Raw genomic sequence first — 24,515 nt, forward strand, 5'->3', positions numbered from 1 at the left:
CCATGACCGAGTACTTTCTGCGCAACAAGACCATCAGCTGGATGATGACGCTGCTTCTCAGCATCGGCGGTATCGTCTCGTTTCTCGGTCTTGGCCAGCTCGAATTCCCGGACTTCACCATCCGCATGGCGCTGGTCAGCACCGCCTACCCCGGCGCCTCACCGGAGCAGGTCGAAGAAGAGGTCACCCTGCGGCTGGAGAAATCCATCCAGGAGATCCCCAACCTGAAGCGGGTCAGCTCGGTGAACAGCGCCGGGCTTTCACAGATCACCGTGGAGCTCGAGACCGACGTTCAGGGCACCGAACTGCCTCAGTACTGGGACCTGCTGCGACGCAAGATCGGCGACACCCAGGCCGCGCTGCCGCCAGGCACCGGTGAATCGCTGGTCATCGACGACTTCAGCGACGTCTACGGCCTGCTCTACAACCTGTCGGGAACCGACTATAGCCTGTACGACCTCAAGAACCAGGCCGACCTGCTGCAGCGCGAACTGCGCCTGGTCGAGGGCGTCAAGAAGGTCGTCATCGCCGGTGACCGCCCCGAGCAGGTCACCGTCTCGCTCAACCGCGAGCGCATGCAGGCGCTGAATATTCCGCCGGACACCCTGGTTGGCTTGCTCAACGCCCAGAACGCCATCGCCGATGCCGGCAGCGTTCGCCTCCAGGGCCGCACACTATCGCTCAGGCCCAGCGGCGAATTCGACAGTATCATGGCGCTCGAAGACCTGATCGTCGGACGGCCTGGCGACAACCCGATCCACCTGCGCGATATCGCCACCGTCAGTCGTGACATCACCGACCGCCCCCAGCAGCTGTATCGCGCCGACGGCAAGCCGGCGATCTCGATCGGGCTGTCGTTCGTCACCGGCGTCAACGTGGTCGAGGTCGGTGCGGCGGTCAACGAGCGCCTGGCCGAGCTCGAATCGCGCCTGCCGGTGGGCATGCAGCTGACCGCGGTCTACGACCAGCCCAAGGTCGTCGACGAGGCGGTATCGGGCTTCGTGATCAACCTGATGGAGTCCGTCGGCATCGTCATCGTGGTGCTGCTGGTGTTCATGGGCGTGCGCTCGGGCGTGCTGATGGGACTGATCCTCGTCATCACCATCCTCGGCACCCTGATGCTGATGTCGGCCCACGGCCTGCAGCTGCAGAAGGTGTCGCTTGGCGCCCTGATCATCGCCCTCGGCATGCTGGTGGACAACGCCATCGTGGTCACCGAAGGCATGCTGATCGGGCTTGGCAAGGGCAAGACCAAGCTCACCGCCGCCAAGGAGGTAGTCGCGCAGAACTGGTTGCCGCTGCTCGGCGCCACGGCCATCGCCATCACCGCCTTCGCCCCCATCGGGCTCTCGCCAGATGCCACCGGCGAGCTGGTCGGGTCACTGTTCTGGGTGCTGTTCTATTCGCTACTGCTGAGCTGGGTGACGGCCTTGACCCTGACGCCCTTCTTCTTCGATCTGTTCTTCCGCGAAGCCGCCGTGCGTGACGACGGCAGTCCCGAGGAGGACCCGTACAAGGGCATCATCTTCCGCATCTTCGGCTGGCTGATCGACAAGGGCATCCGCTTTCGCTGGCTGACCATCGCTGTCTGCGTGGGCATGCTGGTCGGTGCCTTCGCGATGTCGTCGAACATCAAGAACGCCTTCTTCCCCGATTCGACGACGCCGCTATTCTTCGTCGACGTGTGGATGCCGGAGGGCACCGACATCCTGGAAAGCGAGCGCACGGCGTCGCGCCTGGAAGCCGAGATCGGTGCCATGGACGGCATCGCACACGTCACCAGCGTGATCGGGGGCGGCGCCCAGCGCTTCACCCTGACCTACTCGCCGGAGGATCGCTACGCCAGCTACAGCCAGTTGATCGTCGAGACCGACGATCTGGATGCCCGGGCCAAGCGCATGGCCGACATCATCGTCTTGCTGCGCAAGGACTATCCCCAGGTCCAGTACAAGGTCCAGGCGCTGCAGGTCGGCCCCTCGGCCAAGGCCAGCCTCGAGGCGCGCCTCTATGGCCCCGATCCTGACGTGCTCAGGGAGCTCGCCACCGAGGTCAGCGAGGTGTTCCGGGCGGAACCCCTGGTAGACAGCATTCGCCTGTCCTGGGGCAGTCGAGTCGAGGAGTTGACCCCGCCGTTTCTGGAGCAGCAGGCCCGCCGCGTCGGCGTGACCCGCCAGGACCTGCACCAGGCCCTGTTGATCCACAACGATGGCCAACTGGCAGGAGTCTACCGCGAGGGCTCGGACCTGATCCCGATCGTGCTGCGCGACGAGCCCGGCGAGCGCTACTCGCTCAATGACATCAACAGCCTCAACGTCTGGAGCGTCGAGCAGCAAACCTACGTCAGCGCCGGCACCGTGCTGGGCGAGCTCAGCACCGACCTGCACGATCCGCTGATCAAGCGCCGCGATCGCCAGCGCATGCTGGCGGTCTACGCCGAACCCATGCCGCTCTCCGGCGAGACCGCGGCCAACGTGCTCGCAAGACTCAAGCCGAAGATCGAGGCCATCGAGCTGCCCGAGGGCTATCACCTCGGCTGGGGCGGTGAGGACGAGACCTCTCGGGATGCCAAGGAGGCGCTGTTCAAGCTGCTGCCGCTAGGCGTGATCGGTATGTTTATCCTGACCATGCTGCTGTTTGGCAATCTGCGCCAGTCGCTCGCCATCTGGGCGATTCTGCCGCTGACCGTCATCGGTATCATCGGCGGCCTGTTGACCTTCAATGCGCCGTTCACCTTCATGGCCCTGCTCGGCACCCTCGCCCTGATCGGCATGGTGTTGAAAAACGCCATCGTGCTGGTGGAGGAGATCAAGATTCAATCCGCGCTGGACCAGACGCCTTTCGATGCGGTGATGACGTCCGCGGTCAGCCGTGTGCGCCCGGTGGCAATGGCCGCCATCACCACCATGCTCGGCATGATCCCGCTGTTCGGCGATGCCTTCTTTGCCAGCATGGCGGTGGTCATCGTGTTCGGGCTAGGGGTGGCGACGCTGCTGACACTGGTCATCCTGCCGGTGATCTACGCCACCTTGTTCGGCATCTACCCCGAGTCCAAGCACGCTAAAACGACCACCGCCTAAGCCAGCAAGATGGCCGAGGCTGGGCCCTCGCCCACACGACAGTGCCCCTGCAGGTGTTCCCTGCAGGGGCTCTTGTCAGGGGGCTCTTGTCAGGGGGCTCTTGTCAGGGGGCTCTTGTCAGGGGGCTCTTGTCAGGGGGCTCTTGTCAGGGGCCGGTCATGGCCGCAAGCGGCCTTGCTAGCGTACGGCGCTTGTTTCCGGGGCTTCGTGTCTGGCGCGGCGTAGCGCTGCGCTGCGCGTTCCTGAATCAACCAAAGCGTGGTGGACGACCCTCGAGCCGAGCCCGGGAGGCCTCACGCTGCTCGGGTCCACCGAGCAGCGTGAACTGCAGCTCGGCCTCGCGCACCAGCCGTGCTCGCTCGTCGAGCTGCGGCGCATCGCGCAGCAGGCGCCGCGCCGCGGCTACGGCCCTGGGCGAACGGCAGGCGATTTCCTGGGCCAGGTCCCGTGCGGCCTCGCGGGGGTCATCGTCGATGCGGGTGGCGAGCCCCAGCACTACCGCCTCTTCACCGACCAGATGGCGACCGGTCAGCATCAGATCGCGGATCACGTCCAGACGCAGGTCGCTGGCGGTGACGGTGATGCCCATATCCGACATCAGCCCCCACTCGACCTCTGGCAGCGCCAGGAGGGCGTCGGGGTGAACGATACGAATATCTGCCCCCAGCGCCATCTGCAGTCCGGCGCCATAGACATGGCCGTGCAGCGCCGCAATCACCGGTGCGCTTAGATCACGCCAGCCCAGCGCCAGACGCTGGGCGGGATTGGCCCCGGTGCCGTCGGCCTTGAGCAGCCATCCGACCCGTTCGGGAGTCGACAGCACCGCCGCCACATCGAGCCCCGAGCAAAAACTGTCGCCATCGCCGGTCAGCACCACCGCGCGCAGGCCCACGCGCTCGCCAAGCCACCCCTGAACCTCGAGCAATGCATCGATCATCGCCGGGTCCATGGCGTTGTGACGATCACCACGCATCAGGCGAACTTCGGCGACATGCTGAGCCAGGGTCACCTCGAGGCGATCGTGGAACGTCTTGCTCATCGCGGGCGCTGCGGTCATGAATGACTCCTTCGCTGGACACCAGGGTGACAATAGCGCTACGCCTTGAAGCAAAGCGCTACGCCTTGAAGTAAAGCGGTACGCTGTAAGCTATACGAAAACCCCGGGCTATCGCCAGCGTCCCGATGACGAAGGTGTTCAAGCGGGTAGCCCGGAGCCGGACACGGGGCACCGAACCTCTGGTGTGATCCGCCAGGAGGCGCCGCCCATCGCGACGCACAACCACTGCGCCGCCCGATGGGCGGCGCAGTGGTTCGGCCTTTTTTGCTTTGGCTTGCGGTTCGGCTTTGGCTTGCGGTTCGGCTTCGGCTTGCGGTTCGGCTTTGGCTTCAGTTCAGCCGCCTCGCCTCCGGCCGTGAGCGCGTATCAGCCCAACCACACCCGCGCATTGCGGAACAGTCTCAGCCAGGCACCGTCCTGGGTCCACTCCGTCGGGCGCCAGGAGTTGGTCACGGCACGCACGACCCGTTCCGGGTGCGGCATCATGATGGTCACGCGGCCATCCGGGGTGGTCAGGCCGGTGATGCCCGACGCCGAGCCATTGGGGTTGGCCGGGTAGCGGGTGGTGCACTGGCCATGGTTATCGGTGTAGCGCAGGGCGATCTGACCCGAGCCCTGCATCTTGCGCAGGTGGGCGCTGTCACGGAACACGGCGCGCCCCTCACCGTGGGCCACGGCGATAGGCAGGCGCGAGCCTTCCATGCCGGCCAGCAGCACCGACGGGGTCTTCTCGACCTGCACCATGGCCACGCGCGCCTCGAACTGCTCGGACTCGTTGCGCAGGAAGCTTGGCCAGTTCTCGGCGCCCGGAATCAGCGTCTTCAGCTGCGACAGCATCTGGCAGCCGTTGCACACGCCGAGCGAGAAGCTGTCATCGCGCTCGAAGAAGGCGGAGAACTGCTCGCGGGCACGAGGATTGAACAGTACCGACTTGGCCCAGCCACCGCCGGCACCGAGCACATCGCCGTAAGAGAAGCCGCCACAGGCTGCCAGGCCCTTGAACTCGTCGAGCGACACCCGTCCCGTGAGGATGTCGCTCATGTGCACGTCGATGGCCTCGAAGCCGGCCTTGTCGAAGGCCCAGGCCATTTCCAGGTGGCCGTTGACGCCCTGCTCACGCAGGATCGCCGCACGCGGCCGCGCCAGGTTGACGAAGGGCGCGGTGATGTCGTCATCCACGTCGAAGCTCGGCGTCGCCGAGAGCCCCGGGTCGCGGCTGTCGAGCAGGTTGTCGAACTCGTTCTTGGCGCACTCGGGGTTGTCGCGCAGCGCCTGCATGCGATAGCTGGTCTCGGCCCAGGTACGTTGGGTCAGCTGGCGGGTCGTCTCGAGCAGCGGCTCCTCGAACAGGGTCACGCGAATCTGGTCGTCATAGCGCGGCCGGGCGATGACACCACAGGTCTCGATGCCGGCGGCGGCGAACTGGGCGAGTACCGCCTCGGTGTCCTCACGATTGACCTGGATCACGGCGCCGAGCTCCTCGGCAAACAGCGCGTCGACCGCCTCGGCGGCCTCATCGATCAGCCAGTCGAGCTTGATCTCGAGCCCGGCGCGAGAGGCGAAGGCCATCTCGAGCAGGGTGACCAGCAGACCGCCGTCGCTGCGGTCATGGTAGGCCAGCAGCTTGCCGTCGGCGTTGAGCCCCTGAATCACGCTGAAGAAGGCCTTCAGGTCCTCGGCGTCATCCAGGTCCGGACAGTCGTTGCCGACCTGTCCGTAGACCTGGGCCAGGGCCGAGCCACCGAGGCGGTTCTTGCCGGCGCCCAGGTCGATCAGCAACAGGTCGCTCTCGTCCTGGTCGAGGGCGATCTGCGGGGTCAGCGTCTTCATGGCGTCGGTGACCGGTGCAAAGCCGGTAATCGACAGCGTCAGCGGCGAGGTCACGCTCTTGTCTTCGCCGTCTTCCTGCCAGGCGGTGCGCATGGACATCGAGTCCTTGCCCACCGGCACGGCGATGCCCAGCGCTGGACACAGCGTCATGCCAACCGCGTGCACGGCGTCATACAGCGCCTGATTCTCGCCCGGGTGATCCGCCGCGCTCATCCAGTTGGCCGACATCTTGATGTCGCCAAGGGCCGCGATCGGCGCCGCCGCAAGGTTGGTGATCGCCTCGGCCACCGCCAGACGGGCGCTGGCGGCGGGGTCGATCAGCGCCACGGGGCTACGCTCGCCCATCGCCATCGCCTCGCCCTGGTGGGTATCGAAGCTTGCCGTGGTCACCGCCACGTCGGCCACCGGGACCTGCCAGGGCCCGACCATCTGATCGCGGGCCACCTGACCGGTGATGGAACGATCGCCGATGGTGATCAAGAAGCTCTTGGAGGCCACCGTGGGCAGGCGCAGCACGCGATCCATGGCCTCGCGCAGGTCGAGGTTGTCGAGCATCACGCCGGGCAGCGAGAGCGCCTGGCGCGAAAATTCGCGCAGCATCTTCGGCGGCTTGCCGAACAGCACGCTCATCGGCAGATCGACGGGCTGGGTGTCGAAGTGGCCGTCGACCACCGCCAGGTGGTGTTCCTCCTGGGCTTCACCGACCACCGCATAGGGGCAGCGCTCGCGCTTGCACAGGGCATCGAAGGTGGCGAGATCGTCCGGCGCCACCGCCAGCACATAGCGCTCCTGGGCCTCGTTGCACCAGATCTCCAGCGGGCTCATGCCGGGCTCGGCGTTGGGCACTTCACGCAGGTTGAAACGCCCACCACGCTCCCCATCCTTGACCAGCTCCGGCAGGGCATTGGACAGGCCACCGGCGCCGACGTCATGGATAAAGCAGATCGGGTTGTCATCGCCCAGCGACCAGCAGCGGTCGATGACTTCCTGGGCCCGACGTTCGATCTCGGGGTTGTCGCGCTGCACCGAGGCGAAGTCGAGATCGGCGCTGGACGAGCCCGAGGCCATGCTCGACGCGGCGCCGCCACCGAGGCCGATCAGCATCGCCGGCCCGCCCATCACGATCAACTTGCCGCCCACCGGGATGATGCCCTTGGCCACGTGGCCGTCGCGGATGTTGCCATAGCCACCGGCGATCATGATCGGCTTGTGATACCCGCGACGCTCGATGCCATTGGCGCCGAGGGCATCCTGCTCGTAGGTCCGCAGGTACCCGGTCAGATTGGGTCGCCCGAACTCGTTGTTGAAGGCGGCGCCGCCGATCGGCCCCTCGAGCATGATGTTAAGGGCGTTGACGATGCGCTCGGGCTTGCCGTAGTCGAAGGCTTCCCAGGGCTGTACGAATTCGGGGATGCGCAGGTTGGACACGGTGAAGGCGGTCAGCCCGGCCTTGGGCTTGCCGCCGACCCCGGTGGCGCCCTCATCGCGAATCTCGCCGCCGGCGCCGGTGGCCGCACCGGGATGGGGGGCGATGGCCGTCGGGTGATTATGGGTCTCGACCTTGGTCAGGATGTGGATCGGCTCCACCTCTCCGCCGTAGGTCGCGCGCTCGCCGTCCTTGCCGGTCAGCGGCGCGGCGAAGAAGCGCCTCGCCTCGCTGCCCTTGATCACGGCGGCGTTGTCGCTGTAGGCCGAGAGAATGCCTTCAGGCGACGCCTCGAAGGTATTCTTGATCATCTTGAACAACGAATGGCTCTGGGGCTCGCCGTCCACCACCCAGTCGGCGTTGAAGATCTTGTGTCGGCAGTGCTCGGAGTTGGCCTGGGCAAACATCATCAGTTCGACGTCGGTGGGGTTGCGCCCCAGCTCGACGAAGGCCGCGACCAGATAGTCAATCTCGTCCTCGGCCAGCGCCAGACCCAGCGCGACGTTGGCCGTCGCCAGCGCTTGTCTGCCGCCTTCGAGCACATCGATACGCCCGAGAGGCGCCGGGGCATGGTGGGCAAACAGGGTCGCCGCATCGGAGGCATCCTGCAGCACGGTCTCGGTCATGCGGTCATGAATGCCGGCCACGATGGCCGCGAAGTGCGCCTCCTTGAGGGTGCCGCGCACGCCGATCCGATAGGCGATGCCGCGCTCGATACGCAGCACCTTCGCCAGACCACAGTTATGGGCAATATCGGTGGCCTTGGAGGACCACGGCGACTGGGTGCCGATACGCGGCACCACCAACAGCTGCAGGCCGTCGGCCTGGGCCTCTTCCCGGGCACTGCCGTAATCGAGCAACTGCTCGAGCAGGGCAGACTCGTTGGCGTCCAGCTCGCCCTCGACATCGACGAAGTGCACGTACTCGGCGTGCATGACATCGATCTCGGGAACGGATGCACGCAGGGTGGCCAGCAACTTGGCATGACGGAAGGCAGATAGGGCGGGCGCACCACGCAGTTCGAGCATATCCTGGAGCCTCTGAAAATCAGCGATGAAAGATGGGAGCCGCAGCGGGCGAGACGCCATATGATACTGGAAACCGACGGGTGCGAGAAATCGCCGCAGATGACAGTCGCCCACGCTCTGGTTAAGGTGAGCGCTTCGCCGCCCGTAGCCTGGCTATCATGATCGACGTTTCTGGTCACCCTCGACGCCTGCGCCTCACGCTACTGTCGAGCCTAAGCGCAGTCCTCGCACTGTGGCCCGCCGTGCCGCCTCCCCCCCCGGGAGACGCCTTGCTGGACGTCCGCGCGCGGGATTTCATCAGTATCCATACTCGCAATACGCCGCTGACCTACTACGAAGGACGCCAGGGCCCCACCGGGTTCGAGTACGAACTGATGCGGCGCTTCGCCGACTATCTGGGCGTCAGTCTGACGCTCAATGCCGATCACTATGTTCCCAACGTACTCGACGCGGTCCGCACCCAGGGCGACATGGGTGCCGCGGCCCTGCCGCTGACGCCGCTTGAACCCGGGATCGTATTCACCCGCCCGATCATGTCGATGCAGCCCATCGTGGTCTATCGCCGCGACCTCAATCCCCCCGAAACCCTCGACGATCTCAGCGACTGGCAGATCGGCGTGCTCAAGGGCAGCGGCGTCAGCCGGCTGATGCACGAACTGCAGAATACCCAGCCGTCGCTGAGCTGGAAGGAAGCGCAGGACCTGGAAGTGGCGGCGCTGCTCCGGCGCGTCGAGAACGGCAGTCTCGATGCCGCGGTGGTCTTCGAGCACCAATTTCGCCTCAATCGCCTGTTCTTTCCCCAGGTGGAAGATGGCTTCGCCGTGGGCGAGCCGATCTCCATGGCCTGGGCCTTTCCCGGCGGCAGCGGCATCGGGCTGATCGAGTCGGCCAACGCCTTCTTCGACGCGCTCAGGGCCAACGGCGAACTCGACATCCTGATCGCGCGCTATTTCGGCCACGACGACTACCTCGAATACGTCGGCGCGCGTGTCTTCATCGAACACGTCGAGGGGCGCTTGCCACGCTTTGACACCTTGTTCCGCGAAGCGGCAAGGGAAGAACACTTCGACTGGAAGCTGCTGGCGGCGGTCGGCTATCAGGAATCCCACTGGGACCCCGAGGCCACATCCCCCACTGGGGTTCGTGGCTTGATGATGCTGACCAATGCCACCGCCGACGAGGTCGGCGTGGCCAATCGCCTCGACCCCGCCGAGAGCATCCGCGGCGGGGCTCGCTATCTGCGCAGTATCGAAAGTCGCCTGCCGGCAAGCATTGTCGGCAAGGACCGACTTTACATGGCCTTGGCGGCCTACAATGTCGGCCTGGGGCACCTCTACGACGCCCGCGATATCGCCACGATGCGCGGTGGCGACCCGAACCGTTGGGCCGATGTCCGCGAGGCCCTGCCGCTGCTGCAGGAAAGTGAATGGAACAGCAAGACGCGCCATGGGTACGCTCGCGGAGGCGAACCTGTCATCTATGTGCGTAATATACGTAGATACCTCGAGATCCTGGACTACGTCGATCGCAGCCAGCAACAGTTTCATCAATTGAATGCTCGCCTGCCGACCCCTGATGACGGCGAGATCTTCCAGATCGTCCCCCCCAAGCCATAGGACCCGACCGGGAATGAGTCGAACCGCCGTCGCCATGACGCTGACCGCTGCCGCCTTGGCACTGCTTGGTCAGGCCATCGAAGTCCCCACGCTGGTGAGCGAGGGCTATCGCGCTACCCTGGCCTTCGGTGTGTTGCTGGCACTTGGCCAGTGCGTGTGGTACTGGCGCGGCGTGCGGGCATCGCTGCTGTTCCTGCTGCCCCTGGCGTTGCTGCTGGCGCTGGTCTCGGTCACCTATGTCGCGCCGGAGAACCTGATCGGCTACGCCACGCTCGACGCCAAGGCCGCGTCTTGGGTCGCGGGGGCCGACATCAACGATTTGCGCCCGCCGCTGACGGAGCTGTTCGCGCTGATGGCCTTGACCGCTAGCCTGCTGGTGCGGACTCGTGCCAGCCTCGGTGCGCCCCTGCTCCAGGCTCTTGCACTGATGATGCTGATCAGTGACGCCGCGATGCTCGCCACTGACACCCTCGTCTCGCCCCAGAACCTGGCCGGCAACCCGGCAACCTTGACCATCCTCGCGCTGCTGCTGGCAGCCCAGTTTCTTGGCGTTATGGCCGGTTGGAGGCACTCGCGTGCCAGCTTGGTCCGTAGCCTGGTTCCGGCCCTTGCCCTGGCGATCATCGCCAGCCTGTTCTGGAACTATCTGCGTCTTCAGACCGACCATCAACTTTACGCCGAGACCCGCCTCGAGTATCAGCGCGTCGCCGGGCGCCTGTCGTCGGAGGTCGCCGCGCACCTGAGTGCCATGCGCCGGTTCGCGTCCTTCTGGGGGCTGCTCGGACGTGCGCCCCGTCCTGCCGAATGGCGCCGCCAGGCCGAGCTGTACTACCAGGATTTTCGGTATTTTCTCAACATCGCCTTCATCGATGCCCGCGGACGCATTCGCTACGTCTACCCCCATGATCGAGCGAACCGGAGCACCGTCGGCACCAACGTGCTCACCATCGACCGCCCCTACGTCGCCGCGGTGGCCGAAGCAATACACGCCAAGCAGGAAGGACAGACGGGGGTGGTGCCCCTACTGCAGGGCGTCCCGGGGATCATTCATTATCTGCCGATGATCGGCGACGGCGACGAGCTGATCGGCGTCTCGGCCATGGTCGTCAGCCTGCCGATGCTGGCGGAAACGCTCTATCAACAGAGCCAGCTCGATCGTCAACGTCTCTCCATCGGCCTGCGTGATGGCGATCAGGTGATTCGCGAGTGGCGCGTCCAGGGGCGACCGGGGCCCTGGGAGATCCGCAGCGACATCACCATTGGCAAGCAGACCTTGCAGCTGGTGTCCCGCCCCAACCGCGAGTACCTGCTGATGCAGCGCTCGCGTCAAGCCCCGGTCAGTCTCGCCGTGGGTCTGACCCTGGCTTACCTGCTGTATCTGGTGCTGTTCGGCAACCACCGACTGGCCCAACAGCACAGCTCTGTCCGCCGTTCCAACGAGGAGCTGCGCCGCGAGGTTCGCACCCGTACCCACCTGCAGCGCGAGGTCGAGTGGCTGGCCGGCCACGACGAACTCACCGGCCTGCCCAATCGCCGCCTGTTCCTGGCCACCCTGAGAGAGCAGGCCGCGACGCTTCCGCTCAGCGTACTGCTATGCGACATCGATCATTTCAAGAGCATCAACGACCGCCTCGGCCACCAGTATGGCGACCACGCCTTGGCGCGTTTTGCCGAGTTGGGGCGCGACGCGATGCCGCCGGACGCCATGTTCGCCCGCTATGGCGGCGAAGAGTTCATCGTCTTGCTCCCCAACCGGGCGTCCGCAAGCGCCGCCGAAATCGCCACGACGCTGCGTCAAACCGCACTCGCCTCCGGCATCGAGCACGCCGATGGCTCCCCGCTGTCCGTCAGTATCGGCGTCGCGACCCATGACGCCGGCGTCCTGGTGCAGGAGGATCTGCTCAAGCGCGCCGACGCGGCGCTGTATCAGGCCAAGCGCGCCGGGCGCAATCGGGTCATCGTCGCCCTCGAAGGCTAGCGCCCAGCCCCTGGCTCGACCGCGGGCGCCTGCGGCGCCGACAACAAGAGCCCTCAGCGCCGACAGCAGAAGCCCTCAGCGCCGACAGCAGAAGCCCTCGGCGCCGAGCGAGCAGCCGCCTTCACACCCCCCAAGACTGACCTCCGTCAACCTTCCGCACTCGAATAGCGGCTCGGCCAAGCGCTCGTGCGCGCCTTCTCGGCACGAATCGTATGGTGGTCACATCGTTCCCATCACCGCGCTCGCCATCGGCATTTCTGCCGCGCACGAGTCATGAGGCCATCATGCAAGCCGTCTCGAGGCGTCTGCCGAAGGGGCTTCACCCGCCCCTCCATCAGTGGTTAAGCGCTATTGCCACCGTCCTGGCACTGGCGGCCCTGTTGCTGCCAACCGTCCCGGCTGCCGACCACCTGGGCCGCACCCCGTCCCTCGGCCTGGCCATTGTGATCGGTTGTGCCCAGCTGACCTGGTACCGCCACGGTGTGCTCACAAGCGCGCTTATCCTGTGGCCGGTGACCCTGACCTTGCTCGGCGCTCTGGCGACCTATCTGATTCCCGAGGCATGGCTTCCCATGGCGCATCTTTACACCATCGTGGAGCGGCTGAATGCGGGGAGCGACCTTCTCGACTGGCGCCCGGCACTGCTCGAGCTGCTGGTGATGCTGACCCTGTCCCTGGGCCTGCTGGCGCGAACGCGGTCGAGCCTCGGGGTGCCCTTGCTCCAGGCCCTGTCGGCCCTACTGCTCGTTCTCGACCAGATGACCCTGAGTCGCTGGATACCGTCGTCTCCCCTGCTCAATAGCCACGATATTCCGCTCTCCCTGGTGCTTGCGCTATTGGTGATCGCGCAGTTCATTGGCGTGGTCAAGGGCTGGCAACATACGGCCACGAGCATCACCCGCGGCCTGTGGCCATCGCTGTGCCTTGTCATGGCCACGCTATGGCTGTGGCAGATCCAGGAATCCCAGGCCGACCGAGCACTTGTGGCCAAGGGCACCAAAGAGGCCGCCGCCATGGCCCGTGGCCTGTCGCTGGAGCTCGCCTCCCATCAGGAGGCCATGCGCCGGTTCGCCGCGATCTGGGGCCTGTACGCCCAGACGCCGTCTCGCCGCCACTGGCGACAAATGGCGCGGCTCTATCATCGTGACTTTCACTATCTGCTGAACCTCGAGTTCCTGACCCCCGACGGCCAGATCGTCAGGGTCTACCCGGATGCGCCTGCGCAGGCCTCCCTGGTCGGCACATCGATCCAAGAACTACACCCGTCGCTCGAGCTGAACACGTTGCTGAACGCTGCCATCGCCAGCGGCGAAGAACGGCATTCGTCTCTGCTCACGCTGGTACAAGGGATGCCAGGCTTTCTCGAGTACCTGCCGATCATCGGCCCACAGGACAAGGTCATCGGCGTCGTCGGCATGGTCGTCGCCCTGCCGCCCGTTCTCGACGCCCTTTACCTGTCCCCTGAGCATGGCGAGAACCCGTTGCAGGTTAGCCTGCTGCGTGAGGGAAAAGCCCTCAAGACCTGGCCCCTGGATGGCCACCCTGGCCCCTGGGACATCGACAGCCCCATCGACCTCTTCGGCGAACCGCTGACGCTGACCCTGCGCCCCTCGACCGAGTTGCTGTTGGGGTTACGCAGCCGCCTCGGGCCCATCACCCTGTGCGCGGGGCTCGTTCTCGCTTACCTGCTGTACCTGGTCTTGTTCAATCGCCATCAGATGCGCTTGCAGCATCGCTCCATTCGTCACGCCAACGTCGAACTACGCCGAGAGGTTCGCCGCAGCAGCCGGCTTCAGCGCCGCCTGACGTGGCTTGCCGACCATGACGACCTCACGCAGCTACCGAACCGACGCCAGTTGCACGCCTACGCCGCGACCCTCGGGCAACGGCTGCCGATCGGCCTGCTGTTGGTGGACATCGATCACTTCAAGCTCGTCAATGACCAGTTGGGCCACGCCGAGGGGGATCGCGTCCTGGCTCGGATCGCCGCGGTGGGCCGCGCAGCGGTAGGCTCGGCCGGCATCTTCGGGCGCCTGGGTGGTGAAGAGTTCGTGGCCCTGCTGGCCGACAGCAGCGACGCAAGCGCCCTGGCGATGGCGGAGAAGATCCGCCTGGCGATACGCCACGCGGGCTTGGCCCATGCCGATGGCACCCCACTGACGGTCAGCATCGGCGTTGCCCTTCAGATCGCTGGCAGACCGCGGATGGACGCCCTCACCCAACGCGCCGACGTCGCGCTCTACGCGGCCAAGCGTGATGGCCGCAACCGTGTCTGCGTCGCGCCTGGGCGTCCCGCCAGCGATGATGATGGCGGACTAGCGGGAGGCATCACCGTGTGAGCGGCGTTCGGCGAAAAACACCTTCAAGAGGGTCGCCGCGCGTCCGGCCAAAACGCCACCGTTGACCTCGACGCGATGAAAGTACCAGGGCTGGGCGAACAGGTTGGCCTTCGACTCGACCATGCCGCTGCGTGGCTCGGCGGCGCCATAGACCAGCCGCTTGATGCGGGCATGGATGATCGCGCCGGTGCACATCAGACAGGGCTCCAGCGTGACGTAGAGCGTGCAGCCCTCGAGGCGATAGTTGCCGAGCCGCTCGCCGGCGTCACGCAATGCTTCAACCTCGGCGTGGGCACAGGGGTCGTGACGCGACACCGGGGCATTGAACCCACGCCCGACGATCTCGCCATCGCCATCGATCACCACCGCGCCCACCGGCACTTCACCGGCCTTCGCCGCCTGCTGCGCCAATTCCAACGCTCGATGCATGTAGAATTCATCACTGCGCATGCGCGCCGACTCCCGTAGAATGCGTTAAACGTTCGTATGATACCCGATGGCCCCATGCCCCGTGCCATGGGGCTCAGTGTGAAGGAGGATACCGCCCATGTCCGACGCCTTGAATGGCCTCGTTGACCTGCTTGGCCTGGAAATGCTGGAAGAGAACCTGTTCCGCGGACGCAGCCAGGACCTGGGCCTGCCGCAGCTGTTCGGCGGCCAAGTGCTCGGGCAGGCGCTGTCCGCCGCCACACAGACCGTCGATGCCGAACGTCAAGTGCACTCGCTACACGGCTACTTCCTGCGTCCCGGCGACGCCACCCTGCCGGTGGTCTATCAGGTCGACAGGGTGCGCGACGGCGGCAGCTTCACCACCCGACGCATCACCGCCATCCAGAAGGGGCGCCCGATCTTCTTTTGCAGCGCCTCTTTCCACGGCGAGGAGCCAGGCTTCGACCATCAGGTCGCCATGCCGTCGCTGCCCGGCGCCGATGCCCTGGATGACGACGCCGAGATCATGCGCTTTCCCGGTCATCCGATCGAGTTTCGCCACCTCGAGGACAGCGCCGAGCCCGGCCAGCCGGCGCGCAAGCGGCTGTGGTTCCGGCTCAAGGGGGAGCTTCCGGACGACGCCGCCTTGCATCGCTATCTGCTCGCCTACAGCTCCGACTTCAACCTGTTGACGACGTCGCTGGTTCCCCACGGCATCCGCTTCGGCGACCCCGGCCTGCAGATCGCCAGCCTCGATCATTCGCTGTGGTTTCACGAGGACGTCCGGGTCAACGACTGGCTACTGTACGACATGGATAGCCCCTGGGCCGGTGGCGCCCGCGGCCTCGCCCGCGGCAGCATCTACAACCGCGCCGGCCGACTCGTTGCCTCCAGCGCCCAGGAAGGCCTGACGCGACTACGCGACGCGGCCAAGACCTAGCGCCCACGCCGCTACCTAGGGTCAGGCGGCCTACGCCCAGACAACATGCGTCCAGCAACGCCGGGGACGACTATGCACCTCCGGGTAGCAGTACCGCGCCGCCTTGGCGCTGCCCGGGGCACCTCGCTATCATCACCTGGCCGCCGATGTAGCTCAGTTGGCAGAGCAGCGCACTCGTAATGCGCAGGTCAGCGGTTCGACTCCGCTCATCGGCACCACCTCTCAAACTCGCCTCGCTATCGCCTCGCGGTCTTATCGGCGCCACTGGCGATGATACGCCAGCGACGCGATCCTGCGGGGAAGCCCCCGGGTCGCTGGACGGCGAGGCCCTCGGCGGGGGCCGTCCCATTCCCGTCGAGTCATCGCAGACCGCCTCGAGCCACCGTGTCCGCACTCGCCCTGGTGATCCGTTCAAGCCCTGACGAGCCCCGCTAGTCCTGGTAAACCGTGACAAGCCCCGCTAGCCCTGGTCAGTCCTGGTCATCCAGCCCTCGCCCTCTTCATCTGCCCCGCACACGCCGCCAATCACCTGGGGCTGCCGCGACCTGCCGCGACCTGCCGCGTCCCTCGCCGACGCCACCGAACCGGCTTGTCTCGGTGGCCATCGAGTGCGGCCAGCCGATTCGCCCACCCCCACAGGGCACAAATTGCATACGATCTCGACATAAAGTCTAAGTTTCAACCGAACAAACGGGATCTACGCTGAGTATTGTATGCAATAGCCGAGATTCTCTTACGTTGACTGCGACATCGACAACACCGAGCCGCACGGCCACCGCCCAGGTCCATGAGGCGATCAAGCAGCGCATCCTGGAAGGCCGCTACCGGCCCCACGAGTTCATTCGCGAAGCGGCGGTTGCCGCCGAGTTGGATGTCAGCCGCACGCCGGTGCGTGAAGCCCTGCGCGAACTGGTCTCGGAAGGCTGGCTCGAAGCGATGCCCCACCAGGGGGCCCGCGTCTGCGCCTGGACCGAGAAGGACGCCCAGGAGGTCTTCGAACTGCGCCTGGTGCTGGAGCCCATGGCCGTGCACATGGCCTGCCGTCAGATCGACGCCGGGACCCTGGCCGACCTGCATTCTCTGGCCGATCGCATGGAAGCCTTGACCTCGTGCCGGGAGATGCCCGCCATCGCCCATAGCGAGCTGGCCTCATTGAACCACCAGTTCCATCGCATGCTGATCCAGGCCGGTGGCAACCAGCGCCTGGCGCAGATCCTCGAGGGCGTGGTGCGCACTTCGGTGATCCGGCGCAACTTCTCGTCCTACGACCGCGAGGCGCTTATCCGCAGCATGCGCCACCACCGCGAGATGCTCTGCGCCATCGAAGCCGGCAACGGCGCCTGGGCCGAAAGCGTGATGCGCGCGCATCTGCTGGCATCGCGAGAGCTTCATCTCAGCGTGTCCGGTAGCGCCGATGACGGCACGCAGGTCTCCGTATGAGCCGCGCCCTACCCTGGCAACGATCCACCTCGTCGCGGTGCCTCGCGCCGATACCGTCAATGCGCAAGCGTCTCTTCGGCCAGCGCCGGTCGGCGCCGCTCTGTGCCGTGCAACCGTCGGCCTCGCCCCATCACCCTTGACCCCACTTTCTCGGACACTGCCATGAACGAACTCTTCGCCGATCTTCCCCTCGATGACCTCAAGGTACTGGAACTCGGCCAGTTGATCGCCGGTCCCTACTGCGGTCAGGTACTGGCCGACTTCGGCGCCCAGGTGGTCAAGATCGAGCCCCCCGGAAAGGGCGATGCCATGCGCCAGTGGGGCCAGACCGACGCCGACGGCGACCCGCTGTGGTGGAACGTGCTGGGGCGCAACAAGCGCTCGCTGACCCTCGACCTGCGCCAGCCCGACGGCCAGGCGCTGCTGCGCCGCCTGGCCGCCGAAGCCGACGTGGTAATCGAGAACTTCCGCCCCGGCACCATGGAACGTTGGGGGCTCGACTACGCCACCCTGAGTGCCGACAACCCGGGCCTGATCATGGTGCGAGTCACCGGCTTCGGCCAGGATGGTCCTTACGCCTCGCGCGCAGGGTTCGCCTCGGTGTGCGAGGCGATGGGCGGCCTGCGCTATGTCAGCGGCTACCCCGACCGCCCCCCGGTACGAGTCGGCATCTCGCTCGGTGACACCCTGGCCGGGGTCCACGGCGCCATGGGCGCACTGATCGCCTTGCACCAACGAGAACGCACCGGCCGCGGCCAGGTGGTCGACAGCGCCATCTTCGAGTCGGTGATGGCGATGATGGAGAGTCTGATTCCCGACTACGCCCGGGCCGGCAAGATCCGCGAGCGCAGCGGCAGCTTCCTGCCACGCATCGCCCCCTCCAATGCCTACCCGGCCAGGGACGGCCGCGAGGTCATCATCGGGGCCAACCAGGACAGCGTGTTCCGGCGCCTGTGCGAGGCCATGGGGCAACCGACCCTGGCCGATCATCCGGACTACGCCAGCCACCGTGCCCGAGGCGACAACCAGGCCGCCATCGACGACCTGGTAGCGGCCTGGACCGCCCATCACGACGCCCAGCAGATCGTCGATCTGCTGGCGGACGCGGGCGTCCCCGCGGGGCTGGTCTACACCGCCAAGGACATGCTCGACGACCCGCACATCAAGGCCCGCGAGGCCATCGTCGAGGTCACCGACCGACGCGGTGCGCCGCTGCCGATGCAGAACGTCTTCCCGCGGCTATCCGCGACACCCGGGCGCGTTCGCCACGTCGGCCCGGCACTCGGGGAGCACACCGACAGCGTGCTCAAGGACTGGTTGGCCATGGACGACGCCAGCATCGCGGCGCTGCGCCTGAGCGCCATCCTTTGACGCCCCCCTGACGGAGCCTGCGCATGGAACCTCTTCTCGTCCTCGGCGCCCTGGTGCTGCTGATCGTCGCTGGCCTGCCGATCTTCCTGGCGCTGGGCCTGTCGGGACTGCTCGGTCTGTACATGGCGCGGGGCTCGATGGCGTTCTTCTTCGCGCCCTCGTCGCTGTTCGGCCAGTTGAACGCCTTCGAGTTGATCGCCCTGCCGCTGTTTATCCTGATGGGCAACCTGCTTGGCGCGACGCCGGTCGGCAGCAATCTGTTTCAGGCCGCGGTGAAGTGGCTCAACTGGCTCAGGGGGAGCCTGGCGATCTCGTCTGTGGGGGCCTCGGCGATGTTCGGCGCGGTCTCTGGCGTGAGTCTCGCCGGCGTCGCCGCGGTGGGGTCGATTGCCGTACCGCAGATGCTCGAGCGCGGCTACAGTCGATCCTTGGCGGCGGGGTCGGTGGTCAGCGCCGGGGCATTGGCCATGCTGATTCCGCCGAGCGTGCCGTTCATCATCTACGGTGCCGTGGCCAGCGTCTCGGTGGCGGACCTGTTCATCGGTGGCATCGTCCCCGGCGTGGTCCTGGCGCTCGCCCTGTCGCTATTCATCTTCGTTCGCGTCAGCCTGCGCCCTGCCGATGCCCCCAGGACGGAGCAACGCTTCAGCTGGCGTGAACGCTTCGCGAGCCTGGCCAATATCTGGCACGCGGCACTGCTGGTGGTGGTCGTGCTCGGCTCGATCTATTCCGGCCTCGCCACGCCAAGCGAGGCCGCCGGCATCGGCGCCTTCGGCGCCTTCGTGATCGCTGCGCTGATCTTCAACAGCCTGACCCTGGCGAGCTTCGGCCGACTCCTGATCAGCACCGCTCGCATCAGCGGCGCCATCCTCTTGATCATCGGCTGCGCCAAGATCTTCGGTGACTATCTCAACATGGTGCGGGTGCCGCAGCTTCTGACCGAGACCCTGACCGCCTCGGGCCTACCCGACTGGGCCATCTTGCTGGCGGTGATGGGGCTGCTGATCCTGCTCGGCATGATCGTCGATGCGGTATCGCTGATCGTGGTCACTACCCCGGTGCTGCTGCCGCTGATCATCAGCATGGGCTACGACCCGCTGTGGTTCGGCATCGTACTGGTGCTGAACCTGGAGATCGCGGTGATCACCCCGCCGGTGGGGCTGAACCTCTACGCGCTGCGCGGAGTGTGCCCGGAGCTTTCGGTGGAGGAGATCATCAAGAGTGCCCTGCCCTTCGTGGCGGTGCAGTTTGCGGTACTGATGCTGTTCGTGCTGTTCCCGGCGATCAGCCTCTGGCTGCCGGGCCTGATGCACTGAGCTGCCTGGCCGATGGCCGCCCGTCGCCGACCGTGAAAAGGCCGGCGCCAGCACCACCTGGCCACCGAAACAGCATAACCACGGCGCTAGCGCCGGCCATACCCCAAGCGACAAGACTGGAAACGACAACGACAACAAACGGAGAACCCTGCCATGACCTTAACCCGTCGCCATGTCCTCAAGACCGCCGCCGGCGCCTGCGCCGGCGCCACCCTGTTCGGCACCGGCTCGCTGCTATCGCGACCGGCCCAGGCTGCCCAGACCTTTACCGGGGTCACCTACCTGCCGCCGTCCTACAAGGCGTTGACCTACGGTTCCGCCGGTTTCGTCGATTTTCTGCGCGACAACGGCGGGGATGCCCTGGAGGTCGACTTCTACGACTCGGGCCAACTGCTCAAGGTCGATGAGCAGCTTCCCGCGCTGCGCTCACGCAACATCGACTTCATGTTTCACACCACCTCCTACATTACCCGTTCCTTGCCGATACTCGGCATCACCGGGCTGCCCGGGGTGGTCGGAGAGCTGTATCGCAACCCCGAGCGGCTGGCACTCGGTAGCCCGCTGTTCACGCTGATCAACGAGGAGCTGGCCAAGGAAAACCTCTACATGCTGACCTCCGGCGGCGGCATCCTCGAGCCCGAATACATCTGGAGTACCGCGGCGAGTCCCGTGCGCTCACTCGAGCAGCTACGCGGCAAGAAGGTTCGCGTGGTCAGCTTCGAAGCCACCTCGGCGCTGGAGGCCTACGATATCGGCGCGGTGCGCATCCCCTCGTCGGAGACTTACATGGCGCTGCAGCGCGGCACCGTCGATGCCGGGGTCTTCAATATCTCGACCATCATCGGGCGCAGCCTGCAAGAGCAGGTCAGCGTCTGCTATCAGCTACCGATCACCGGCTTCTCGGTCGCGCCCTTCATGCTGCGCGATCGCTGGGACGGCCTCGACGACGCCAGTCGCGAGATATTGACCCAAGCCGCCCAGTGGTACGACACGAACTTCATCAGTCACTGCAACGACGACATCTACCCCAACGAGTACTGGCCCCAGGTGCGCGCCGAGAACGTCGAGGTGGTCGACCCAAGCGACGAAGACCTGGCGGCGTTCAATGAGGCCACCCACCGGATCTGGGAAGAATGGAAGGGCGAGGTCGGCGCGGACGTCGGCGAGCGAGCCATCGCCCTGGCCCTTGGCAAGGCGTGAGCACGATCATGAGCGCTCACACCACGGCTTGCATCGCGCTGAAAGGCTGGGACGGCGTCCTCGCCGTCCTGCGCCTGACCGCCATGGCGGTGCTGGTGTTCATGATGGTGTCGATCTGCTACGACACCATCATGCGCTATGCCTTCGCCGCCCCGACCCACTGGAGCCTGGAGATCAACTCCTTCCTGCTGGTGTACCTGGCGGTGATGGGGGCCGCCGAGGCCCAGCGCTTCGACGCCCATATTCGCATCACCTTCTTCAAGGACAAGCTGCCCGCTGGACTCAAGCGCGCGCTGGAAGTCGCCACCGGCCTGGCCGGCGTGCTGTTCTGCGCCATTCTGACGTGGCGCGGCGCACTGATGGCCGCCCAGGCCTACGAGTACGGCGAGCGAGTCTCCAGCGCCCTTGGCACGCCAATGGTGATTCCCTATGCGTTGATGCCCATCGGCTTCGCCGCCCTCGGCCTGCAGTTTCTGATCGACACCCTCGCCAGTGTCACGCGGGGCGCCCCGCTGGCGCCGCCAGACGCGGCCGAGACCCACGAGGATGCCCCGCTGTAGTAAACGCTAGACAGCCGAGCGCTAGACAGTTGAACGCCAGACAGTTGAACGCCAGACCGTTGAGCGCCAGACAACCGAGTGCTAGGCCGTTGAGTGCTGGACAGCCAAACGCCAGACAGCCAAACGCTAGCCAGATGAACACCAAACACCGGCCTCGCGCGGTGCCGGCACAACGTTACAAGCCAAGGCGCCGCTCCTGTCGACAGGCACCCGACCACCGCCTGGCCAGCAGTCGCCAAACCTTCCACGATCAGGAGCCATGCATGTCCCTCTCATCCCCGCTGTCGCCTCCCGCCCGCGTCGAACTCGTCGAAGTCGCTCCTCGCGATGGCTTCCAATCGATCCGTGATCCGCTGCCCACCAAGGACAAGAAGGCCTGTATCCAGGCGCTGCTGGACTCAGGCATCACACGCATGGAAATCGGCTCCTTCGTCAGCCCGAAGGCTATTCCCCAGATGGCCGACACCGGTGAGCTGGTGCGCGCCTTCGCCCACCGCAAGGACGTACGCTTTTCGGCCCTGGTGCCCAACCTCAAGGGGGCACAACTGGCCCTTGAGCACGGTGTCAGCGAGCTGGTCTTCGTCGTCTCGGTGTCGGAGTCTCACAACCAGAGCAACGTGCGCCAGAGCGTCGCCGAATCGCTGAACGAGTTGTCCCGCGTGGTCGCGGCGCTGCGCGACCAGGGCGGAACAGCGCTGCGTCTGGACCTAGCCACCTCATTCGATTGCCCATTTGACGGCACCATCGCCTGGCAGCAGGTCGACGACGTGCTGTCGCGCGCCCTGGTCATCACCGCGGATCTACCCCTGGAAGTCGCGCTGTGCGATACCACCGGGCGAGCCACGCCCTATCGAGTCGCCGAGCACTTCACCCAACTGCGCCAGCGCCACGCCGCCGACACCTTAAGCTGGGCCTTTCACGGCCATGACACTTTCGGCATGGGCGTGGCCAACGCCTTATTCGCCGTCCAACATGGGGCCACGACGCTCGACGCCGCGGCGGCTGGCCTTGGCGGTTGCCCCTTCGCCCCCGGCGCCACCGGCAATACCGCCAGTGAGGACCTCATCTATGCCCTCGACGGCGGCAACGTCGCGACCGGCATCGACCTGCCTCGACTGCTGCAGGCCGCAGACCGCATCGCCACCCTGCCCGGTGCCAAGACCGAGAGTCACTTGCGCCGCGTTCCCCGACAGCGCCTCCCCGGGCCAAGCGCCGCAGCGGCGGCCGACGAGGCACCCCGTGCATGATTGACGCCCCTGGCGAGGAGCGAGGGGGCCGCGAGACCGGCATTGCCCTGCTCGCCACCACCCTGGTGCTGGCCTTCTCGTCGTTGGTGGCGCTGTTTCCCGCGGCCATTGCGCCGCAGCTCGCGGCAACGCTCGGCGTTTCCACCGCCACGGTCGGCATCCAGATCAGCCTGATCTTCGCCGGCGCCATGCTGACATCCCTGGTTGGCGGTCCCTTGACCCGTCGCTTCGGGCCTTGCCGGGTGAGCCAAATCGCGCTCGGCCTGCTCGGCGGCGGCGCGGCGCTACTGAGTGTCCCCAGCGTGGCGAGTTTCGCCATCGCCTCGTTGATCGCCGGGCTGGGCTACGGTCTGACCAACCCGTCGGCCTCGCTGCTGCTGGTTCGCGTCACACCCATCCGGCGCCGCGGCATGGTCTTTTCGCTCAAGCAGACCGGGGTACCTCTCGGCGGAGTGTTAGCCGGCGTGTGCGCACCGCCACTGGCGCTGGCGCTCGGCTGGCAGGCGGCGATGGGCTGCCTGACACTGGCGGCGCTAGCCGGCATCGTCATGCTGCAGCCCAGACGGCGTCGGTGGGATTTCGCGCGTGATCCTCGCACGCCTTGGCTGACGACGCCCCTTGCCGGACTGCGGGTGGTATGGCGCCAACGCTCGCTGCGCTACGTGGCGCTGCTTAGCCTGTGTTTCTCGGCCATTCAGCTGGCGGTCTCGGCCTTCAGCGTGGCGCTGCTGGTAGAGGATCTCGGGGTGGGGCTGGTCACCGCGGGGCTGGTGATGGCGGCGATTCAGGTGTGCGGGATCGTCGGGCGCATCGCCTGGGGCCTGGTCGGCGATGCGCTCGACGACCGCCTGCTGGCCTTGGCGATACTGGCCTGCTTGAGCGCGGGGACTGGCGCCACCATTGCCCTGATGACGCCGGCCTGGCCGCTGTGGCTGGTGATTGCCGTGCTCTGCGTGATGAGCTTTTCGGCGCTGGGTTGGAACGGGGTGTTCATGGCCGAGATCACCCGACTCGCCCCCATCGATCGAGTCGCCGATGCCGCCGGCGGCTGCCTGGTGCTGACCTACAGCGGCGTGCTGTTGGGCTTGCCGCTGCTGGGCGCTGTGCATGGCGCCATCGGCAGCTACACCGGCCTGTTCGCCCTGCTCGGCGGCGTGGCGCTGGCGAGCCTGGGCTGGGTCATCCTGGCCCGACGTGCCGCCCGCGAAGAGCTCGGCGATCCGTCCGGCTAGCTACCGTAGTCTCGCTCGACCCGACAGATGCGGGTGCGAAAGCTCGCGTACCAGCGCTCGTGCCCGAGCCGCTGGGCTTCGCGATGCTCAAAGTTGGCCTTCCAGGCGCTGATGGCCTCGAGGCTCTGCCAATAAGATACGGTGATGCCGAGCCCGTCGCGGGCCGACTCGACGCCGAGAAATCCGGGCTGCGCACTTGCCAGCGCGACCATGCGCTCGGCCATCGCCGCGTAGCTCGGCGTATCGCTGGCAGCGTCTGCGTGCTGGTCGGGCGTCAACAAGGACGTGAAGATCACCGCGTAGTAAGGGGGCGCGGGCGTCGCCGCCAGCCCCGACGCTTGCGTACCGCCGCCAGGTACCATTTCACTGCCGGGCATGCAGCCCTCCTGATTGAGCCAACAAGGATTAGCACAGAGATATTGCGGTCGA

The 24,515-nt window shown here is 66.1% G+C and carries 16 protein-coding genes and 1 tRNA gene; 13 read left to right on the forward strand and 4 right to left on the reverse strand.

The window, feature by feature from the left end; all coding sequences use genetic code 11:
* Window positions 1-2 precede the first annotated feature (2 nt).
* Window positions 3-3,077 carry an efflux RND transporter permease subunit gene (locus ACUN9Y_RS04520; RefSeq protein ID WP_445459495.1) on the forward strand — a complete coding sequence of 1,025 codons (3,075 nt, stop codon included), beginning with the start codon at window positions 3-5 and terminating at the stop codon, window positions 3,075-3,077.
* Between the two features lie 247 nt (window positions 3,078-3,324).
* Here ACUN9Y_RS04520 and ACUN9Y_RS04525 read toward each other — a convergent pair whose 3' ends face one another.
* Window positions 3,325-4,134 carry a crotonase/enoyl-CoA hydratase family protein gene (locus tag ACUN9Y_RS04525; RefSeq protein WP_445459496.1) on the reverse strand — a complete coding sequence of 270 codons (810 nt, stop codon included), beginning with the start codon at window positions 4,132-4,134 and terminating at the stop codon, window positions 3,325-3,327.
* Window positions 4,135-4,500: 366 nt separating this feature from the next.
* Window positions 4,501-8,418 carry a phosphoribosylformylglycinamidine synthase gene (gene purL / locus ACUN9Y_RS04530; RefSeq protein WP_445459497.1) on the reverse strand — a complete coding sequence of 1,306 codons (3,918 nt, stop codon included), beginning with the start codon at window positions 8,416-8,418 and terminating at the stop codon, window positions 4,501-4,503.
* A 158-nt stretch (window positions 8,419-8,576) separates the two neighbouring features.
* Between purL and mltF the strand changes: the two genes are divergently transcribed.
* The 3 genes from mltF to ACUN9Y_RS04545 all read left to right on the forward strand — a co-directional run bounded on the left by mltF (window position 8,577) and on the right by ACUN9Y_RS04545 (window position 14,351).
* A complete protein-coding gene (gene mltF / locus ACUN9Y_RS04535; RefSeq protein WP_445459498.1) occupies window positions 8,577-10,034 on the forward strand; it encodes a membrane-bound lytic murein transglycosylase MltF in 1,458 nt (485 codons plus the stop codon).
* A gap of 13 nt (window positions 10,035-10,047) precedes the next feature.
* Complete coding sequence (locus ACUN9Y_RS04540; RefSeq protein WP_445459499.1) at window positions 10,048-12,012, forward strand: diguanylate cyclase; 1,965 nt, start codon at window positions 10,048-10,050, stop codon at window positions 12,010-12,012.
* Window positions 12,013-12,296: 284 nt separating this feature from the next.
* Window positions 12,297-14,351 (forward strand): diguanylate cyclase, encoded by a 2,055-nt coding sequence (locus tag ACUN9Y_RS04545; protein WP_445459500.1) that lies wholly within the window; start codon window positions 12,297-12,299, stop codon window positions 14,349-14,351.
* On the opposite strand, the gene tadA is transcribed toward ACUN9Y_RS04545, so the two are convergent.
* Complete coding sequence (gene tadA / locus ACUN9Y_RS04550; RefSeq protein WP_445459501.1) at window positions 14,328-14,801, reverse strand: tRNA adenosine(34) deaminase TadA; 474 nt, start codon at window positions 14,799-14,801, stop codon at window positions 14,328-14,330. The genes ACUN9Y_RS04545 and tadA overlap by 24 nt on opposite strands.
* Window positions 14,802-14,898: 97 nt before the next feature.
* Here tadA and ACUN9Y_RS04555 point away from each other — a divergent pair, with 97 nt between their 5' ends.
* From ACUN9Y_RS04555 to ACUN9Y_RS04595, 9 genes are all read left to right on the forward strand, one after another.
* Window positions 14,899-15,720 (forward strand): acyl-CoA thioesterase, encoded by an 822-nt coding sequence (locus ACUN9Y_RS04555; RefSeq protein ID WP_445459502.1) that lies wholly within the window; start codon window positions 14,899-14,901, stop codon window positions 15,718-15,720.
* 142 nt (window positions 15,721-15,862) lie between these two features.
* A tRNA-Thr gene (locus ACUN9Y_RS04560) sits at window positions 15,863-15,938 on the forward strand.
* Between the two features lie 520 nt (window positions 15,939-16,458).
* Entirely contained in the window at window positions 16,459-17,160 is a 702-nt protein-coding gene (locus tag ACUN9Y_RS04565; protein WP_445459503.1) for a GntR family transcriptional regulator, read from the forward strand.
* 162 nt (window positions 17,161-17,322) lie between these two features.
* Entirely contained in the window at window positions 17,323-18,531 is a 1,209-nt protein-coding gene (locus tag ACUN9Y_RS04570; RefSeq protein WP_445459504.1) for a CaiB/BaiF CoA transferase family protein, read from the forward strand.
* Window positions 18,532-18,554: 23 nt separating this feature from the next.
* The gene (locus ACUN9Y_RS04575; RefSeq protein ID WP_445459505.1) at window positions 18,555-19,847 is read left to right on the forward strand and encodes a TRAP transporter large permease; all 1,293 of its coding nucleotides are present in this window, start codon (window positions 18,555-18,557) and stop codon (window positions 19,845-19,847) included.
* Between the two features lie 153 nt (window positions 19,848-20,000).
* On the forward strand, window positions 20,001-21,047 hold the full coding sequence (locus tag ACUN9Y_RS04580) for a TRAP transporter substrate-binding protein (RefSeq protein ID WP_445459506.1): 1,047 nt from the start codon (window positions 20,001-20,003) through the stop codon (window positions 21,045-21,047).
* 8 nt (window positions 21,048-21,055) lie between these two features.
* The gene (locus ACUN9Y_RS04585; RefSeq protein ID WP_445459507.1) at window positions 21,056-21,607 is read left to right on the forward strand and encodes a TRAP transporter small permease; all 552 of its coding nucleotides are present in this window, start codon (window positions 21,056-21,058) and stop codon (window positions 21,605-21,607) included.
* A gap of 263 nt (window positions 21,608-21,870) precedes the next feature.
* A complete protein-coding gene (locus ACUN9Y_RS04590) occupies window positions 21,871-22,854 on the forward strand; it encodes a hydroxymethylglutaryl-CoA lyase (RefSeq protein ID WP_445459508.1) in 984 nt (327 codons plus the stop codon).
* Entirely contained in the window at window positions 22,851-24,086 is a 1,236-nt protein-coding gene (locus ACUN9Y_RS04595) for an MFS transporter (RefSeq protein ID WP_445459509.1), read from the forward strand. The genes ACUN9Y_RS04590 and ACUN9Y_RS04595 overlap by 4 nt, the downstream gene beginning before the upstream one ends.
* Here ACUN9Y_RS04595 and ACUN9Y_RS04600 read toward each other — a convergent pair.
* A complete protein-coding gene (locus ACUN9Y_RS04600; protein ID WP_445459510.1) occupies window positions 24,083-24,463 on the reverse strand; it encodes an antibiotic biosynthesis monooxygenase family protein in 381 nt (126 codons plus the stop codon). The genes ACUN9Y_RS04595 and ACUN9Y_RS04600 overlap by 4 nt on opposite strands.
* Window positions 24,464-24,515 lie beyond the last annotated feature (52 nt).

The sequence above is a fragment of the Halomonas sp. V046 genome (assembly GCF_052645355.1).